We start from the raw sequence: 17,324 nt of genomic DNA, 5'->3' as shown, positions 1-17,324 counted from the left end.
GCGTCACCTCGTCGACGTCTCGGGAGCATCTGCATGCTCGACGGGTGCCACTCGAAGGTTGGCGAGGTGCTCGGGACTCAGGAGCCGATCGAGCTCGTCCCGGGCCAGCAGCCCCTTCTCGAGTACGAGGTCGACCACATTGCGCCCACTGACCAACGCTTCCTGGGCAATCGCAGTCGATTCGACGTATCCGAGATACGGGCTCAGCGCGGTGATCAGGCCGATGGAGTTCTCGACGCGCTCACGCAGCAGATCGACGTTTGCGGTGATGCCGTCCACGCAGCGATGCGCGACGGTGCGGCACGCGGCACTCAGATGCGCCATACCGTCGGACAGGGACTTGACGATGATCGGCTCGAATGCGTTGAGCTGCAACTGTCCGGCCTCGGCCGCCATCGTGATCGTGACGTCGTGCCCGATCACCTCGTAGGCGACCTGATTGAGCACCTCGGGGATGACGGGGTTGACCTTTCCGGGCATGATCGACGAACCCGCCTGCATCGGAGGCAGATTGATCTCGTTGAAGCCTGCCCGCGGACCGGACGACAGCAGCCGCAGATCGTTGCAGATCTTCGACAGTTTCACCGCAACCCGCTTGAGCACACCGGACAGGTGGACGAACTGGCCGACGTCCTGCGTTGCCTCGATCAGGTCCGTTGCCGTCACCAGCGGCAGACCGGTGATCGTCCGCAGATGTGCGACGGCCGATTCGGTGTATCCGGCAGGAGCGTTGAGTCCGGTACCGATGGCGGTGGCTCCGAGGTTGATCTCGTGCACCAGCAGCGCTGCTTCCTCGAGCCGCGAGCAGTCCTCGTCGATCATGATCGCGTAGGTGCCGAACTCCTGACCGAGAGTCATCGGCACCGCGTCCTGCAGCTGTGTGCGGCCCATCTTGACGACGGTGGCGAACTCGCTTGCTTTGCGGCCGAACGAATCCCGCAACACCTTCATCGAGGCGATGAGCTCGTGGACCGCGAAGATGGTCGCGATGTTCACCGACGTCGGATACACGTCGTTGGTGGACTGCGACGCGTTCACGTGCTCGTTGGGGTGCAGCATGCTGTACTCGCCGTGGGCGTGCCCGAGGATTTCCAGCGCACGGTTGGCGATGACCTCGTTGGCGTTCATGTTGGTCGAGGTGCCCGCACCGCCCTGGATGACGTCGACGACGAACTCCTCGTGCCACTGGCCGTCGAGGATTTCCTGGCACGCCGTGCGGATTGCTTCCCCGCGGGTGGCGTCGAGAATTCCGAGATCCTGATTGGCCGACGCAGCCGCCCACTTCACCGCTGCTAGTCCGCGAACGAGGTGCGCATTGGTGGAGATCGGACGCCCGGTGATGGGGAAGTTCTCGAGAGCGCGCAGGGTGTGGATCCCCCAGTACGCAGTCGTCGGGATGTCGCGTTCCCCGAGAAGATCCTTCTCGATGCGGGTATCGGCCACGGTTGCGCTCCTAGGTGAGGGTGTCCAGCTGTCCGGCTGTCTGACAGGTAAAGTGTGGCGCAGAACACCTCATCGGTCAACCCCAGGCTAGGATTGCGTCATGAACCTGTCGGACAGCTGGGCAGTCAGTGCGCCCACGAATGCCCGAATGAGCGCAGCCGAGGCGGTGTTCGCCGACCTCCGCTCGGCGATCGCGTCGGGCGATCTCCCCGTCGGGCAGAAGTTGCCTTCCGAGGCCGCGCTCGCCACCCGGCACAGCGTCAGCCGCTCGGTCATCCGTGAGGCGCTACGTTCCTGCCATGCCCTCGGCCTGACCGAAACCAAAACGGGCCTGGGCACTTTCGTCGTTCGCGACCGCGTCGGAAGCGACCTCGACATCGGCAACTACGCCGCCCGCGAGCTCATGGAGGCCCGCCCCCACGTGGAGATTCCCGCTGCCGGCTGGGCCGCGGAGCGTCGCACCGACGAGGAGTTGACGGTGCTCGCCGGTCTGGCCGACGAGATGCGCTCCGAGGACGACCACGAGGCCTGGGTACTGCTGGACGCGCAGTTCCACACGGCGATCGCGCGAGCGAGCAAGAACCGCGTATTCGAGGCGATCATCGTCGATATTCGGGATGCGTTGACGCGGCAGTCGGAGACCCTCAACCTCGTCGCACATCGGCAGCAGCAATCCAACGTCGAACACGACGCGATCGTCGACGGCATCCGATCCGGCGAATACGACGCGGCAGCCCGCGCCATGACCGTGCATCTCGATGCGGTCCGGGGTGCAGTGGAGTCGCTCGCCGATAGGCCGGATCAGTAGTACGACTAGGCCGGGAGTGGAGCCTGCGGAACGATCCCTACTAGGCCGGGAGTGGAGCCCGCGGAACGACCCCTACTAGGCTGCTGCCGTGACGAAGGTATTGAACTCTCTCCCGGTCGGTGAACGAATCGGCATTGCATTCTCCGGCGGTCTCGACACCTCGGTGGCCGTGGCGTGGATGCGCGAGCACGGCGCAGTGCCGTATGCGTACACCGCCGACATCGGCCAGTACGACGAGCCGGATCTGTCCGATGTGCCCGAGCGCGGCCTGGCCTACGGGGCCGAGCAAGCGCGGCTCATCGACTGCCGCGAGCCGCTCGTCGAGGAGGGCCTGGCTGCACTGACCTGCGGCGCATTCCACATTCGTTCGTCGCTGCAGACGTACTTCAACACCACCCCGCTCGGCCGCGCGGTCACCGGCACGATGCTGGTCCGCGCCATGCAGGAAGACGGCGTCTCGATCTGGGGCGACGGATCGACGTACAAGGGCAACGACATCGAGCGGTTCTACCGCTACGGCCTGCTCGCCAATCCGCAGCTGCGGATCTACAAGCCCTGGCTCGACGAGGCATTCGTCGCCGAGCTCGGCGGCCGGCACGAGATGTCGCAGTGGCTCAGCCAGCGCACGCTCCCCTACCGCGACTCTGCCGAGAAGGCGTACTCCACCGACGCCAACATCTGGGGTGCCACCCACGAGGCCAAGAGCCTCGAATACCTCGACACCTCGCTCGAGATCGTCAACCCCATCATGGGCGTGAAGTTCTGGGACCCCGAGGTGGAGATCGCCGCCGAGGAGGTCACCGTCGAGTTCGAGCGCGGCCGCCCGGTCCGCATCAACGGCAAGACCTTCGACAGCGCTGTCGACCTCGTCATGGAGGCCAACTCCATCGGCGGTCGCCATGGTCTCGGCATGAGCGACCAGATCGAGAACCGCATCATCGAAGCCAAGAGTCGCGGCATCTACGAGGCCCCCGGCATGGCGCTGCTGCACATCACCTACGAACGCCTCGTCAACGCCGTCCACAACGAGGACACCGTCGCCTCTTACCACAACGAGGGCCGTCGACTCGGACGCCTGCTGTACGAGGGACGCTGGTTCGATCCGCAGGCGCTGATGCTCCGTGAGGGCCTGCAGCGGTGGGTCGGCAACGTCGTCAGCGGCAGCGTGACACTGCGACTGCGCCGCGGCCAGGACTTCACCATCGTCGACACCCAGGGCAGCAACTTCAGCTACCACCCCGAGAAGCTGTCGATGGAACGCAGCCAGGGCCAGGCATTCTTCCCCGGCGACCGCATCGGCCAGCTCACCATGCGCAACCTCGACATCGCCGATTCACGCAGCAAACTCGAGCAATACGCCGCGCAGAATCAACTCACCGCTTGGGGCGACCTGATCGGCGAACTGCCCGCAGGCGGAGCCGACGCCATCGCAGCAAGCGGCCCCGACAGCTCCGTCGACTCCTCGGCACTCGACCACGCCGCCATCGAGTCCGGTACCGACTAGAACTGCTTGCGCAACTGGGTCGTTCCGCAGGCTCCACTCCTGCCCGAACTCGCAGTTATGCACGGATTTCCGCCGATTTCCGTACATAACTGCGAGTTCGGCGGGGTCAGTCTTCTGCAGGCTCGACCAAGCCCTGATGCTCGTCCCGCTCCGCCCATTCGAGTAACTCGTCGATGGCGAACACTGCGTCGTCGATGCCGGCGTGCAGGTCACCCAACTCGGCGAATCTGGCCGGCACCGTGAACATCGTGAACTCGCGCGGGTCGACGCTCGCGACCTCGTCCCAGGAGATCGGCGTCGAGACCGTCGCCTGTTGATTTCCGCGCACCGAATACGCGCTGGCGATGGTGTGATCGCGGGCATTCTGGTTGTAGTCGACGAACAATTTCGACGGGTCGCGGTCCTTGCGCCACCACGTCGTGGTCACGTCCTCGGGTGCGCGACGCTCGACCTCACGCGCGAAAGCCAGCGCAGCCCTTCGTAAATCCTTGAATCCGTAGGCCGGGTCGATGCGCACGTAGATGTGCAGTCCATGACCGCCGGAGGTCTTGGGCCAGCCGACGGCTCCGAGGTCTTCCAACACCTCCTGAACGACCCCGGCGACGCGTCGCACTCGGTCGAAGGGGCAGTCGGGCATCGGGTCGAGGTCGATGCGCCACTCGTCGGGCATCTCCACGTCGGCGCGGCGGCTGTTCCACGGATGGAACTCGACGGTCGACATCTGCACCGCCCAGGCCACGTGCGCCAACTCCGTCACGCACAATTCGTCGGCAGTGCGGTTGTAGCGGGGGAAGGTAACCTGCACCGTCTCGAGCCACGGCGGCGCTCCGTTGGGTACGCGCTTCTGGTGCACCTTGTCTCCGGCGAGACCCTTGGGGAAGCGGTGCATCATGCAGGGCCGCTCCCTCAGTGCCCGCACGATGCCGTCGCCCACGCTCAGGTAGTAGTTCACCAGATCCAGCTTGGTGGCACCGCTGTCGGGGAAATACACCCGATCGGGGTTGGAGATTCGTACGGTGCGGTCGCCGACCGGCAACTCGATCGACGGTGAGCTACTGGCCATGAGATCGAGCGTAGGCGATCACGAACGCAGCGTGATGCCGTATCGGTCTCGCTTGCGGTAGATGGTCGCTCGGCTCATGCCGAGTTCCTCGGCCGCGTCGTTCATCGTGATGCCGGGTTGCGAGAGCACGCGAATCATCTCGTCCCGCTCGAATGTCTCGATGCGGGTGAGTCGATGGGTGGTGTGCGACAGCACCTCCGGCGACAGGTGTTCGATGCCGATGACGTCTGCGCGGATCGCGGCCCGATGCATGACCGTCGCCAGTTCCGCGACGTTTCCCGGCCAGGCGTACTCCCGCAGCGCCCGCTCGGCGGCGGTGGTCAGCCTGACGGCCCGGCCGCGTACCCGGCCCGCGAGGTGCAGGGCGAGCGGCGCGATGTCGTCGGGCCGATGTCGCAGGGAAGGCAATTCGACGACTGTGCGCAGCAATCCGGCGAGTGCATGCGGAACGTCGTCGTAGTTCGATGCCGTGACGGTCACCGGCACACCTGCCCCTGCACGACGAAGCAGTTCCGCCAACGTGTCTGCCGCACGGGCGGGCAGCCTGTCGACGTCGCGGATGACCACGGCGGTATCGGGTTTCGGCAATTCGGGGGTCCACAGGTCGAGCCAGGCCTCGACGTCACGGGCAGCGGGCGCACCGGCGCTGAGGATGCGGCCGCGGGGCCGAGATGTCCGCAGCGCTCGGGCCAGGACGGTAGCTCGTCCCGATCCCGCCTCGCCGACCATCAGCACCGAACCGTGATCGGCCAGCGCCGATGTCGCCGAGCCCAGTGCACTGCGCCAGGCCGACGAGAGGTCGTCGACGATGCCGGATCCTGCTCCGCTGTGCGCGGTCTCGACTCGGAAGACCTCACCGCGCGGTGCGGGCCTGGGCTGCTGGCCCTGCGACCGTGCGAGCATCATCGCCGAGGTGTTTCCGGCCGCCGATTGAGCAAGGGCCAGAAGCAGATCCGAGGACGACTGCGACCACGTCGTGAGATTCACACACCCCTCCACCCGGCCGGTCAGTGGATCGAGAACGGGAGCGGCCGCACACGTGTACCCGGCCAACGAGAGCGAGTAGTGTTCGTCCGCCTTCACCACCGCAGGTACCCGATCCGCCAGCGCGAGTGCGAGTCCGTTGGTGCCGGTCTGATCCTCGGCGTAGGAGAACCCGGGTGCCAGGTGCACGCGATCGAGCGCGGCCAGCAACTCGCGGTCCGCGCTGACGCGATCCAGTACGAGACCGTCGGCGTCGGTCAGCATCATCGATACCGGCTCGTTCGCCAGCGTGTCGCGCAGACCGTCGAGCACCTCCCGGCCGCAGCGATAGAACAGGGATTCGCCGTCGTACGTTCCGGAGAAGACGGGAGCAACCTCGTCGAGCGAGACCCCGTACCGCTGACTGCGGTGCCAGGATGCGAGCAGCCGGTGCGAGACGGCAGCGAGGGGCTCGGAGTGGAGTCGGGCTCGCACGAGACCCTCCGGTTCAGCCATGTGACCCACGTTACATTCGCATGTCGCAATCTCACCCCGCCGATCGTCTCGAATTGAGACGTCGCGGGGCCCTCGAGGCGGCCCCACAGCCCTACCGTCGTGCACAGATCAACGTGACCCACGTCACGCACTGCAATTCGGGAGGCCCACCGCATGTACACGAAAAACGGCGAGAACTACTTCATCGTCGACGCACACATCGCCCTGTGGGATGCGCGCGCGGAGAACCAGCGCAACATCCACGGCAAGCAGTTCATCGACTGCTTCTACGACTACCACCGCAACCTGTCCCCCGAATCCGAGCTGTGGAGCTACGAGGAGTACCTCTACCAGGGCGGTGAGCGGCTGATGCACGACCTGTTCGAGATCGGCTACGTCGATCACGCCATCTTCCAGCCGGCCCACCTCGGCGAGTTCTATCACCGCGGCTTCGGCCAGACCGACGAAGCATCGGCACTGGCTGCGGCCAACCCGGACAAGCTGACCTACAACCACCACTTCGATCCTCGCAACGGCGAGCGTGGCCTCGACCAGCTACGCGCGGACGCAGAACGATTCGGGCTGAAAGGCGTCAAGCTCTACACAGCCGAGTGGAACGGCGATTCCCGCGGCTACAAGCTCGACGACGACTGGACGCGGCGCTACCTCGAAGTGTGCCGCGAGGTCGGCATCAAGAACATCCACGTGCACAAGGGCCCGACCATCCGCCCGCTCGACCGTGATGCCTTCGACGTGGCGGACGTCGACCACGTGGCCACCGATTTCACGGACCTGAACTTCGTCGTCGAGCACTGCGGACTGCCGCGGCTCGAAGACTTCTGCTGGATCGCCACCCAGGAACCGAACGTGTACGCCGGACTTGCCGTGGCCATTCCGTTCATGCACACGCGTCCGAAGTATTTCGGGCAGATCATGGGCGAGCTGCTGTACTGGCTGGGCGAGGACCGCATCTTCTTCTCCTCCGACTACGCGCTGTGGACGCCCAAGTGGTTGGTCGAAGGATTCGTCGATTTCCAGATCCACGAGTCCCTCGACGAATACGCGCCCATCACGATCGAGCAGAAGAAGAAGGTGCTCGGGCTCAACGCCGCGAAGATGTACGACATCCCGGTGCCCGCCGAGCTGCAGCTGCCCGACGCCGACGAAACCGAGACCGGACCGCGTCAACCCGAACGCGCCGACCTCGCGGGGGTGTGACGTGTCGGTAATTGCAACCCTGTCGAGGCACGACGAGGCGTTCGCCGCTCTCGGACTCGTCCTCGATCCCGAATTGGACGAGCCCATCACCGATCTCGGGTTCGTCCGATCCCTCGAGGTCGACGACGGCGTCGTGCATGTTCATCTCCGGCTGCCGACGTCGTTCTGTTCACCGAACTTCGCGTATCTGATGGCGGGAGACTCCAAGGACGTGCTGACGGCGTTGCCATGGACCGAGCGAGTGCTGGTCGAGCTCGACGATCACCACGACTCGGACAAGATCAACGCCGGCCTTGCCGCCGACGCCGGCTACCGCGGCACTTTCGGACACGAAGCCGAGGAGAACCTCGACGAGCTACGAGCGACGTTCCGCCGCAAAGCGTACGTAGCTGCGATGGAACGCTCGCTCAAAGCATGGTTGCGGGCGAATCCCGATGCGACCGAGAACGATCTGTCGACGGTCGTGCTCGGGGATCTTGCGGACGACCGAACGTCGAACGCATTGCTCCGCCGCCGTGAGGCACTCGGACTTCGCACGGATCCGGCCGCCTCGGCTCTGGTCGATCACGCCGGCCGCCCGCACACCGGGGACCTGACGATGGTGATGCGGCGAGCCCGCGCCACCCGCGTGTCGATCGACGGCAACGCCCACTTCTGCCGCGGACTGCTGCAGACCCGATACCCCGGCGCCGAGGAACAGCAAGTCCCACGCGCAGAGGGCGCATTCATTCCCCTGACCACTGTCGCTGTCCCACAACGCACTACACAGGAGCATTCACGATGAGCACGATGCGCGCCGTCCAGGTTGTCGGCTACCACCGGAAGCTGGAGATGACCGAGGTCCCGATTCCCGAAGTGCAAGGCCCCCTCGACGTGATCGTGAAGATCGGCGGAGCAGGCGTGTGCCGCACCGATCTGCACATTCTCGAAGGCCAGTGGGCCGAAAAGTCCGGTGTCACATTGCCGTACACGATCGGCCACGAGAACGCTGGCTGGGTGCATGCGGTGGGATCGGCCGTCACCAACGTCACCGAGGGCGACAAGGTGATTCTGCATCCGTTGGTCACGTGTGGACTGTGCCGCGCCTGCCGGTCCGGCGACGACGTTCACTGCGAGACAAGCGATTTCCCGGGAATCGACACCAACGGTGGGTACGCGGATTACCTGCGGACCAATGCCAGGACAGTGGTGAAGATCGACGACTCGCTCGAGCCGTCCGCGGTGGCCGCACTCGCCGACGCCGGCCTGACCGCCTATCACGCGGCGGCGAAAGCGGCCCGACGGCTCACACCCCGCGACAAGTGTGTCGTCATCGGTGCGGGCGGTCTGGGCCACATCGGCATTCAGGTTCTCGAGGCACTCTCCCCCGCCGAACTCATCGTCATCGACCGCAACGCCGACGCGGTCAAGCTTGCGCTGACCCTCGGTGCCGATCACGCGGTGGTCGCCGACGGCAGTCAGGTGGACCAGATCATGGAGCTCACCGGCGGGTTCGGTGCCGAGGTGGTGCTCGACTTCGTCGGCGAAGGTGGTTCCACCGCAGAAGGATTGGCGATGACCAGACGAGCCGGCGACTACCACGTCGTCGGATACGGCGAGAACATCGACGTCCCGACGATCGACCTGATCTCCGAGGAGAAGAACATCGTCGGCAACCTCGTCGGGTCGTACAACGACCTGTGCGATCTGATGTCGCTCGCCGCGCGAGGCGCGGTGAACCTGCATACGCAGACCTATGCGTTGGACGACTTCCAGAGCGCCATCGACGACCTCGACAACGGACGTGTTCGCGGACGCGCGATTCTCGTACCGTGAAAACGGGTAGTAGCAAGAACCATCACTTCGACCACGAGGAGCACCGTTGATCTTCATCACCGCCAAGTTCAAGATCAAGCCCGAGCACGCCGACAACTGGCCCGAGATCTCACGCGACTTCACCGAAGCGTGCCAGGCCGAGGAAGGGTGCCTCTGGTACTTCTGGTCGCGCACTCTCGACGACCCCACAGAGTACGTTCTGGTGGAGGCCTTCAAGGACCCCGATGCCGGTGCGACGCACGTGAATTCGGATCACTTCAAGCAGGCACAGAAGGATCTCCCGCCGTACCTGCAGGAGACGCCGAAGATCATCAGCCAGGAAGTGGACGGCACCGACTGGAACGAACTGGGCGAGCTCGCGGTCGACTAGTTCGAGCCGCGATCCCGGACCACCTGGCCCAGCGTCACGATGGCGTCGGCGAACTGCCCAGGTAGTTCCTGAGGCGGGTTGTGGCCGCAATCGACCTGACGAACGTCGATCAGATCGTCGAAGTGTGCCGCGTGGTCCGGGCGGCCGTACAGCGAGGCGACGGTGTCCTCGGTCGGATCGATCACGACCGTGGGCACCGTGATCCTCGGTTGCTCGGTCAGCAACTCCTGGGTCGCTGCGTAGGCTGCGTCCCCCACCTCGATGCCGTAGCGGTGCCGGTAGGAATGCACGGAGACGTTCACGAAGTCGGGGTTGTCGAACGACGGTGCGGTGGCCGCGAATTCGGAGTCCCCGAACCGCCAGGTGGGCGACCAGTCCGTCCACAGTGTCTGTGCGATCTCTGCGCGGTACTCCGCGAGCCCGGCCCGACCCCGCTCGGAGTGCAGGTAGTACTGGTACCAGAACCGCTTCTCCAGGTGCGGGGCCACCGGCGTCGACACCGCCGCGGCGATGTCCTGGATCAGATAGCCGGAGACGCTCACCAGGCCCGACACCAGCTCCGGCCACATCGCGGCAACGACGCAGGCCGCTCGCCCACCCCAGTCGTAACCGGCGACGATGGGCTTGTCGAGTTCGAGCGCAAGGATCAGCTCGCGAAGATCGTGGCCGATCGCAGCCTGTTCACCGGAGCGCATCGTGGCCGCGTCTACGAACCGGGTCGGACCGAAACCGCGCAGGTACGGCACCACCACGTCGTAACCGGAATCGGCGAGCAGCCTCGCGACGTCATCGTAACCGCGCGGGTCGTAGGGAAACCCGTGCAGCAGCACCACCGAACGCCCGGACGGATCACCGAATCGGTCGAAGGCGACGTCCAGCACCCCTGCGCGAATCATCATGGGTCCATGTTCGCATTGTCGGGCAGAGGGTCAGCTGCTCAGCACATCCTGCATGCCGGGAGCGAGGACATCCGACAGATCCGCCCATGGAACTGTGATCGTGACGAGGCCGATTCCGTAGGCCCCGACCTGGTAGTCACCGAAGTGAATGTTCATCCCTTCCGGTGACGCCGTCCAGTTTTCGAAGTTGGCCACGGTCGGCTCGATGCCCGAGCGCTCGAAGCTCTCGCCGGCCCGGGTGGTCGGAAGAATTCTTGCTGCCTGATCGGAGAGCCGAGCCAGACCTGCGTCGAGATCGGTGAACGCATCGTCGAGGGAGATCGGTTGCGCGGTGTCCGCGTCGATCGTCACGGTCGCTATCAGAGAGTTGCCATGCGCTCCGGGCGGGACGGCGATCCACCCGGTGATCTGCTCGGCACTGATCACGCGGCTCCCCACGTGGGTCGTCCCCGTCGAGTAGCCGTCGCTGAGAGCGAAGTCGTTCCCGTAGTCACCATCGATCTGATCCTGGAGCGCCGCGCGCATCGACTCGTTGAACTCCGCCGTCACGGCGGAGTCCCCACCACTGAGCTGCGGAATGGCCACGTCGTACGTCGCATTCCCCGTGGAACCGGCGACGCGGGTGCTGCCCAGAACGTACGGCTCGGCGGCGTCCGGCTCCTCGGTGGGCTCGGTCGCTGCTGTCGCGGTCGGCTCGACGCTCACCGTCGTAGCCGGTGCCGCGGTAGCAGGAGGTGCGGGCTCCGGCGTTGCAGTTCCCGAGGTGGAGCATCCCGCGAGGACCACGGTCACGGCCAACGCGACGGTCATCGAGCGAATACAAGCCATTACCCACACTAAACACAACGCGGCCGCTCACTCAACCACCGCACATCCGGCGACTCCGCTGCTAGCGTCGAACGTCCAGGTTTCCTGCCGTCCACGAATTGGAGGAGAGTTCGATGAGAACGAGGAACATCATCACCAATCTGCGGGTACCGAACGTGGACGCGGCCAAGTCGTTCTACACCGAGTTTCTCGGACTGCGTTCGGAGGAGTTCGACATGGGCTGGGTTGCGCGGCTGACGTCGCCCGATCGCCCGGTCAGCGTTCAGTTGGTGACGGGCGACCAGAGCGCACCGGAAGACTCGGTGATGTCGGTGCTCACCGACGATGTCGACGGCGCATACGCCGAAGCCCAGAAGTTGGGTTTCGAGATCGTGTATCCGTTGACCACCGAGCCGTGGGGCGTGCGCCGGTTCTTCGTTCGCGCTCCCGACGGCAACGTCATAAACATCGCGTATCACCGGGACTGACTGCATCGAATCGGGTGCAGCCGACCGCGCTGAGCGCGGCTGGTTGCACCCGATTCGAAGCTCCGCCGCACGAAAAAGCCCGGCACCTCGAAAGGTGCCGGGCTTCTTCAGTGCAACAAGGGACTCAGAAGTCCATGCCGCCCATGCCACCGGTCGGATCGCCGGCGGGCGCTCCGGCCTTCTCGGGCTTGTCGGCGACGACGGCCTCGGTGGTGAGGAACAGAGCCGCGATGGACGCTGCGTTCTGCAGTGCCGAGCGGGTGACCTTGACCGGGTCGTTGATGCCTGCAGCGAGCAGGTCCTCGTACTCGTTGGTCGCGGCGTTGAGGCCGTGGCCTGCGGGCAGGTTGGAGACCTTGTCCGCAACGACGCCGGGCTCGAGGCCGGCGTTGAATGCGATCTGCTTGAGCGGGGCGGACAGTGCGACGCGAACGATGTTCACGCCGGTTGCCTCGTCACCGTCGAGCTTGAGGTTGTCGAGTGCGGGCGCTGCCTGGAGCAGTGCCACGCCGCCACCGGCGACGATGCCTTCTTCGACGGCTGCCTTGGCGTTGCGCACGGCATCTTCGATGCGGTGCTTGCGCTCCTTGAGCTCGACCTCGGTTGCCGCTCCGGCCTTGATGACTGCAACGCCACCGGCCAGCTTGGCCAGGCGCTCCTGCAGCTTCTCGCGGTCGTAGTCGGAATCGGAGTTCTCGATCTCGGCGCGGATCTGGTTGACGCGACCGGCGATGGCGTCGGAATCTCCCGAGCCTTCGACGATGGTGGTCTCGTCCTTGGTGATGACGACCTTGCGTGCCTGACCGAGCAGCTCGAGTCCGGCGGTCTCCAGGGAGAGGCCGACCTCTTCGCTGATGACCTCGCCGCCCGTGAGGATGGCGATGTCGGCGAGCTGCGCCTTGCGACGGTCACCGAATCCGGGTGCCTTGACGGCAACGGACTTGAAGGTGCCACGGATCTTGTTCACCACGAGGGTGGAGAGAGCTTCGCCCTCGACGTCCTCGGCGATGATGACGAGCGGCTTGCCGGACTGGATGACCTTCTCCAGCAGCGGCAGCAGGTCCTTGACGGTGCTGATCTTGGAGCTGACGAGCAGGATGTACGCGTCTTCGAGGACGGCTTCCTGGCGCTCTGCATCGGTGGCGAAGTACGCCGAGATGTAGCCCTTGTCGAAGCGCATGCCCTCGGTGAGCTCGAGCTGCAGGCCGAAGGTGTTGGACTCCTCGACCGTGATGACGCCTTCCTTGCCGACCTTGTCCATTGCCTCGGCGATGAGCTCGCCGATGGACGGGTCGCCTGCGGAGATGCCAGCGGTAGCAGCGATCTGCTCCTTGGTGTCGATCTCCTTGGCGGACGCGAGCAGCGACTCGGTGACGGCTGCAACAGCCTTCTCGATGCCGCGCTTGAGGCCGAGCGGGTTCGCGCCGGCTGCGACGTTGCGCAGGCCTTCACGGACGAGTGCCTGAGCGAGAACGGTAGCGGTGGTGGTGCCGTCGCCTGCGACGTCGTCGGTCTTCTTGGCGACCTCCTTGACGAGCTCGGCACCGATCTTCTCGTAGGGATCTTCGAGCTCGATCTCCTTGGCGATGGAAACACCATCGTTGGTGATCGTGGGAGCTCCCCACTTCTTCTCGAGTACGACGTTGCGACCCTTGGGGCCCAACGTCACCTTTACTGCGTCGGCGAGGGCATTGAGGCCTCGCTCGAGGCCACGGCGTGCCTCTTCGTCGAACGCGATGATCTTGGCCATTGCGAAGTGATCCTCCGGATTGGGGGTGACACATTGCTGGCCGAGCTCGGTGCCCGCGACGGACGACCAGGGGTGTCGTTGATTCCCCGGCCTCACCGTGTCCCGACCTGGCACTCACGTGTCGAGAGTGCCAACTGCATTTCTAGCACTCGACCATGGCGAGTGCAAGGTCGACCATTCATGCAAGCCGAGGGGCGAACCACCGCCACCCCCATGCCCGACGCCACCGCGCGGCGACAGCCGCGAGCGGATGCTCACCTTCGCGAGGGTCCTTCACGCACTGTTCACATCTGTACGCGTTGTTAACATCCGAATACTGTGCTTCGAACCATCGGCGCTAATACCGTTGAGCCACAACAGCTTCGACGCCAAAAAATTCGGACAAAACCCTACAAAAACGACAAGAAGGATCGAAACATGTCCGATACGGTCGACACCTCGTACGACAATTCGGCGATGGACCACGAGGAGGAGGGCTACCACAAGGGCCTGAAGCCTCGGCAGTTGCAGATGATCGCGATCGGCGGCGCAATCGGCACCGGCCTGTTCCTCGGCGCGGGTGGACGCCTCGCCAGCGCCGGACCCGGCCTGTTCCTTGCCTACGCGCTCTGCGGAATTTTCGTCTTCTTCATTCTGCGGGCCCTCGGCGAGCTGGTGCTGCACCGTCCGTCGTCGGGCAGCTTCGTCTCGTACGCGCGGGAGTTCTTCGGCGAGAAGGCCGCTTTCGTCGCGGGCTGGATGTACTTCCTGAACTGGGCGATGACGGCCATCGTGGACGTCACCGCCATTGCGACGTACATGCACTACTGGGGCAGTTTCGAGGTGATTCCGCAGTGGGTCATCGCGTTGATCGCGCTGGTCATCGTCATGAGCCTGAACCTCGTGTCGGTCAAGTGGTTCGGCGAGATGGAATTCTGGGCCGCCATCATCAAGGTCATCGCGTTGGTGACGTTCCTGATCGTGGGCGTGGTGTTCCTCGCGGGCCGAATCCCCGTCGGCACCCAGATGCCGGGCATCAGTCTCATCACCGACAACGGCGGCTTGTTCCCATCCGGCGCATGGCCGCTGGTCATCGTCATCTCGGGTGTCGTGTTCGCCTATGCCGCAGTCGAATTGGTGGGTACCGCAGCCGGTGAGACCGAGAACCCGGAGAAGATCATGCCGCGGGCGATCAACTCGGTCATCGCCCGTATCGCACTGTTCTACGTCGGCTCGCTGGTGCTGCTCGCCCTGCTGATGCCGTACACCGCGTACCAGTCCGGCACCTCGCCGTTCGTGACGTTCTTCTCGAGCATCGGCCTCGGCGGCGCGGGCACCATCATGAACATCGTCGTGCTCACCGCGGCACTGTCGAGCCTCAATGCCGGCCTGTACTCCACGGGCCGCATCCTGCGGTCGATGGCGATGAACGGCAGTGCGCCGGAGTTCACCAAGAAGATGACCAAGGGCGGCGTTCCGTTCGGCGGCATTCTGCTCACCTGCTTCATCACGCTGTTCGGTGTCGCGCTCAACGCCATCGCCCCCGGCGAGGCCTTCGAGATCGTGCTGAACATGTCGGCACTGGGCATCATCGCCAGCTGGGCCACCATCGTGCTGTGCCAGATCCAGCTGTTCCGCTGGTCCCAGAAGGGCATCGTGGAGCGGCCCAAGTTCCGGCTGTTCGGAGCGCCGTACACCAGCTACGCGACCCTGGTGTTCCTGTTCGGAGTGCTGGTGCTGATGGCCTTCGACGCCCCGATCGGCAGCTGGACCATCGCCACTCTGGTGGTCATCGTCCCCGCACTGATCGGTGGTTGGTTCCTGGTGCGCACCAAGGTGCTCGCGGTGGCAGAAGAACGCCTCGGCTACACCGGCCAGTACCCGGTGGTGGCCAACCGCCCGACCGAACCGGAGGAGTAGCCGATTCGCGTGACGGGGCCCGAAGACCGGTGCCCCGTCACGCGGCCGCGGCGGCGTTGTTGATCAGCTGCACCACCGCACGCGGATCCTCCACCGTCAGAATCAGCCGCTGATACTCCTGCTGCTCGAGCTCTATGACGATCGTGTCGGCACTGCCGGTGACGTTGTAGAACGTCTTGACGCCGTCGCGGTGAAACGTGCCCGCGGTCTTTCCCGGCAGACCGAGCCCCGGTGCTCGAATTCCCTTGGGCTCCTTGCTTGCTCCCGGATCGTGGGTAGCTCCGCGCACGCTGCTCAGCGGGATCTCGAGCTTCCGAGTGAACGACCACACCTTGTCCAGCCCCTGCGGCTCCACCACCAGGGTGCCGTCGACGACGGTCACGGAATTCATCTGAGTTCTCCTTCGATAGCAATGGTCGAGTCGATACCGGCGCGCACCAGTAACCGTTCGCCGAGGGCGCGCGCGACGTCTTCGGTGGCACCGGAAGCAAGGCTGCTCGCGCAGATTTCGCGGACATGGTCGTCGAACGGCGCAAGTTCCAACAACGCCACGAGCAGCAGATCCACGTCCCATCGGGTACTGGTCAACGCGGCGAGAAACAATCCTCGCTTACTGCCGAACGCCTGGTAGAGACTGCCGCGATGCAGTCCCGTGGCGCGCAGCAGATCGTCCAGGGACGTCCCTTCGTAGCCGTTGGATCGAAACTGCTCGGCGGCCGACGCGACGACGGTGGCCTCGTCGAAGCTTCTGGTACGTCCCATGCATCGAGCATGGCAGATTGATGACCGATCGGTCAAGAACGATCGGTCAAGAAAACTTGAGCCACCGCGACCTCGTGAACGGCGAGCGTCGCGGCGGCGGTTCCGGAACTCCTGCTTCCACTGCAGCCGCGACGGCGTCGCTGAGCTCGACGCAGGTTCGGAAACGGTCCGATGGATCCTTCGCCAACGCCCTCGCGACCACCGCGTCGAGCCCCCGCGGCAACGACCGTCGACGACGGGTCACCGACGGCGGCTCGGCCGTGAGATGCGCGGCGGTGATGGCCAACGGCGTGGCCAGTGGATACGGAGTGCGGCCGGTCGCCAGTTCGACGAGCGTCGCCCCCAGGCCGTAGACGTCGGTCTGCGCGCTCAGCACTCCCCCGCGCAGCAGTTCCGGTGCCGCGTACGGGATGGATGCCATCACCGTCCCGCCTGCCACCAGCGGCGTGGAATCATCGAGCAGGCGCGCAATTCCCCAGTCCGACAACAACACCTGTTCGTAGCCGTCGAATCGCTCGGTGGAGATGAGAATGTTGGCGGGCTTGACGTCCCGATGCACGACGCCCTGCGAGTGGGCGTAGTCGAGTCCCTTGGCCACCTCGGCGACGATGCGCGCCACCCGAGAGACGTCGAGGGCTATCTGTCCGCGGGCGACGAGCCGCGCAGCACTGTAGCCGTCCACGTAGTGCATGGACATCCACAGCTGGTGCTCGAACTCACCGTGCTCGTGCACCGACACGATGTTCGGGTGCACCAACTGTGCGGCGACGGCCGCTTCCATCCGAAACTTGTTGCGCAACCTCGGAGATCGCGACGCCTCCCGGTCCAGAATCTTGAGGGCCTCGTACCGATCGTGGCCGCGGCCGAGAACCAGATACACCTCGCTCATACCGCCGACCCCGAGGCGGCGCTGGACCCGGAATCCGGCGAACTCCGAACCCGGCTGCAATCGACTGGTCACCGAATCACCTGCTGCGCAACATTTTTCACGCCGCGAAATACGAGGGGTGACACAATCGGACACGTCCGCAGCATCGGCA

Annotated in this window: 17 protein-coding genes; 8 read left to right on the top strand and 9 right to left on the bottom strand. The window is 64.9% G+C overall.

Annotation, left to right across the window (positions count from 1 at the left end; genetic code table 11):
* Positions 1-3: 3 nt before the first annotated feature.
* Positions 4-1,443, bottom strand: a complete 1,440-nt coding sequence (aspA, locus tag QM615_RS19310; RefSeq protein ID WP_149406593.1) for an aspartate ammonia-lyase — start codon at positions 1,441-1,443, stop codon at positions 4-6.
* Positions 1,444-1,543: 100 nt separating this feature from the next.
* Between aspA and QM615_RS19305 the strand changes: the two genes are divergently transcribed.
* Both QM615_RS19305 and argG read left to right on the top strand, forming a co-directional pair.
* Positions 1,544-2,251: a FadR/GntR family transcriptional regulator gene (locus QM615_RS19305; protein ID WP_283347776.1), complete on the top strand. Its 708-nt coding sequence runs from the start codon at positions 1,544-1,546 to the stop codon at positions 2,249-2,251.
* 88 nt (positions 2,252-2,339) lie between these two features.
* Positions 2,340-3,755, top strand: a complete 1,416-nt coding sequence (gene argG, locus QM615_RS19300) for an argininosuccinate synthase (RefSeq protein ID WP_068048189.1) — start codon at positions 2,340-2,342, stop codon at positions 3,753-3,755.
* A gap of 106 nt (positions 3,756-3,861) precedes the next feature.
* Here argG and ligD read toward each other — a convergent pair whose 3' ends face one another.
* Both ligD and QM615_RS19290 read right to left on the bottom strand, forming a co-directional pair.
* Positions 3,862-4,818: a non-homologous end-joining DNA ligase gene (ligD, locus tag QM615_RS19295; RefSeq protein ID WP_283347775.1), complete on the bottom strand. Its 957-nt coding sequence runs from the start codon at positions 4,816-4,818 to the stop codon at positions 3,862-3,864.
* Between the two features lie 18 nt (positions 4,819-4,836).
* Positions 4,837-6,297 carry an AAA-type ATPase lid domain-containing protein gene (locus QM615_RS19290; protein WP_283347774.1) on the bottom strand — a complete coding sequence of 487 codons (1,461 nt, stop codon included), beginning with the start codon at positions 6,295-6,297 and terminating at the stop codon, positions 4,837-4,839.
* A 153-nt stretch (positions 6,298-6,450) separates the two neighbouring features.
* Here QM615_RS19290 and QM615_RS19285 point away from each other — a divergent pair, with 153 nt between their 5' ends.
* From QM615_RS19285 to QM615_RS19270, 4 genes are read left to right on the top strand one after another with little or no spacing between them, the layout of a single operon-like run.
* A complete protein-coding gene (locus tag QM615_RS19285; protein ID WP_283347773.1) occupies positions 6,451-7,494 on the top strand; it encodes an amidohydrolase family protein in 1,044 nt (347 codons plus the stop codon).
* Positions 7,495-7,504: 10 nt separating this feature from the next.
* Positions 7,505-8,278: an iron-sulfur cluster assembly protein gene (locus tag QM615_RS19280; RefSeq protein WP_502941895.1), complete on the top strand. Its 774-nt coding sequence runs from the start codon at positions 7,505-7,507 to the stop codon at positions 8,276-8,278.
* A gap of 5 nt (positions 8,279-8,283) precedes the next feature.
* Entirely contained in the window at positions 8,284-9,309 is a 1,026-nt protein-coding gene (locus QM615_RS19275; protein WP_094641432.1) for an NAD(P)-dependent alcohol dehydrogenase, read from the top strand.
* A 46-nt stretch (positions 9,310-9,355) separates the two neighbouring features.
* A complete protein-coding gene (locus QM615_RS19270) occupies positions 9,356-9,679 on the top strand; it encodes a putative quinol monooxygenase (protein WP_068048178.1) in 324 nt (107 codons plus the stop codon).
* Here the strand turns inward: QM615_RS19270 and QM615_RS19265 are convergent.
* Entirely contained in the window at positions 9,676-10,578 is a 903-nt protein-coding gene (locus QM615_RS19265; protein WP_068048175.1) for an alpha/beta fold hydrolase, read from the bottom strand. The two genes, QM615_RS19270 and QM615_RS19265, sit on opposite strands and share 4 nt — an antisense overlap.
* A gap of 30 nt (positions 10,579-10,608) precedes the next feature.
* Complete coding sequence (locus QM615_RS19260; protein WP_283347771.1) at positions 10,609-11,388, bottom strand: RsiV family protein; 780 nt, start codon at positions 11,386-11,388, stop codon at positions 10,609-10,611.
* Between the two features lie 131 nt (positions 11,389-11,519).
* On the opposite strand from QM615_RS19260, the gene QM615_RS19255 reads away from it, so the two are divergent.
* On the top strand, positions 11,520-11,873 hold the full coding sequence (locus QM615_RS19255) for a VOC family protein (RefSeq protein WP_094641430.1): 354 nt from the start codon (positions 11,520-11,522) through the stop codon (positions 11,871-11,873).
* 124 nt (positions 11,874-11,997) lie between these two features.
* Here QM615_RS19255 and groL read toward each other — a convergent pair whose 3' ends face one another.
* Positions 11,998-13,623, bottom strand: coding sequence for a chaperonin GroEL (gene groL, locus QM615_RS19250; protein WP_008713461.1), 1,626 nt, complete (start codon positions 13,621-13,623; stop codon positions 11,998-12,000).
* 417 nt (positions 13,624-14,040) lie between these two features.
* Between groL and QM615_RS19245 the strand changes: the two genes are divergently transcribed.
* Positions 14,041-15,522 (top strand): amino acid permease, encoded by a 1,482-nt coding sequence (locus QM615_RS19245; RefSeq protein WP_068048170.1) that lies wholly within the window; start codon positions 14,041-14,043, stop codon positions 15,520-15,522.
* A 37-nt stretch (positions 15,523-15,559) separates the two neighbouring features.
* On the opposite strand, the gene QM615_RS19240 is transcribed toward QM615_RS19245, so the two are convergent.
* The 3 genes from QM615_RS19240 to QM615_RS19230 are packed head-to-tail and all read right to left on the bottom strand — an operon-like array spanning position 15,560 to position 17,245.
* Positions 15,560-15,913, bottom strand: a complete 354-nt coding sequence (locus QM615_RS19240) for a PH domain-containing protein (protein WP_068048169.1) — start codon at positions 15,911-15,913, stop codon at positions 15,560-15,562.
* Positions 15,910-16,284, bottom strand: coding sequence for a TetR/AcrR family transcriptional regulator (locus QM615_RS19235; RefSeq protein ID WP_283347770.1), 375 nt, complete (start codon positions 16,282-16,284; stop codon positions 15,910-15,912). The genes QM615_RS19240 and QM615_RS19235 overlap by 4 nt, the downstream gene beginning before the upstream one ends.
* Positions 16,285-16,330: 46 nt before the next feature.
* Positions 16,331-17,245 carry a serine/threonine-protein kinase gene (locus QM615_RS19230; RefSeq protein ID WP_094687872.1) on the bottom strand — a complete coding sequence of 305 codons (915 nt, stop codon included), beginning with the start codon at positions 17,243-17,245 and terminating at the stop codon, positions 16,331-16,333.
* Positions 17,246-17,324: the final 79 nt, after the last annotated feature.

This window comes from Rhodococcus sp. IEGM 1341 (assembly GCF_030056895.1).
Classification (GTDB): domain Bacteria; phylum Actinomycetota; class Actinomycetes; order Mycobacteriales; family Mycobacteriaceae; genus Rhodococcoides.
Note: the sequence above shows the minus strand (reverse complement) of the source record. Positions and strands in the feature narration are given on the sequence as shown.

What these genes read in the sequence shown, in the direction of transcription:
- QM615_RS19290 (WP_283347774.1), bottom strand. Translation starts at nt 6,297, where the DNA reads ATGGCTGAACCGGAGGGTCTCGTGCGAGCCCGACTCCACTCCGAGCCC.
- QM615_RS19285 (WP_283347773.1), top strand. Translation starts at nt 6,451, where the DNA reads ATGTACACGAAAAACGGCGAGAACTACTTCATCGTCGACGCACACATC.
- ligD (WP_283347775.1), bottom strand. Translation starts at nt 4,818, where the DNA reads ATGGCCAGTAGCTCACCGTCGATCGAGTTGCCGGTCGGCGACCGCACC.
- QM615_RS19305 (WP_283347776.1), top strand. Translation starts at nt 1,544, where the DNA reads ATGAACCTGTCGGACAGCTGGGCAGTCAGTGCGCCCACGAATGCCCGA.
- QM615_RS19275 (WP_094641432.1), top strand. Translation starts at nt 8,284, where the DNA reads ATGCGCGCCGTCCAGGTTGTCGGCTACCACCGGAAGCTGGAGATGACC.
- QM615_RS19245 (WP_068048170.1), top strand. Translation starts at nt 14,041, where the DNA reads ATGTCCGATACGGTCGACACCTCGTACGACAATTCGGCGATGGACCAC.
- QM615_RS19260 (WP_283347771.1), bottom strand. Translation starts at nt 11,388, where the DNA reads ATGACCGTCGCGTTGGCCGTGACCGTGGTCCTCGCGGGATGCTCCACC.
- QM615_RS19255 (WP_094641430.1), top strand. Translation starts at nt 11,520, where the DNA reads ATGAGAACGAGGAACATCATCACCAATCTGCGGGTACCGAACGTGGAC.
- QM615_RS19240 (WP_068048169.1), bottom strand. Translation starts at nt 15,913, where the DNA reads ATGAATTCCGTGACCGTCGTCGACGGCACCCTGGTGGTGGAGCCGCAG.
- QM615_RS19235 (WP_283347770.1), bottom strand. Translation starts at nt 16,284, where the DNA reads ATGGGACGTACCAGAAGCTTCGACGAGGCCACCGTCGTCGCGTCGGCC.
- QM615_RS19265 (WP_068048175.1), bottom strand. Translation starts at nt 10,578, where the DNA reads ATGATGATTCGCGCAGGGGTGCTGGACGTCGCCTTCGACCGATTCGGT.
- groL (WP_008713461.1), bottom strand. Translation starts at nt 13,623, where the DNA reads ATGGCCAAGATCATCGCGTTCGACGAAGAGGCACGCCGTGGCCTCGAG.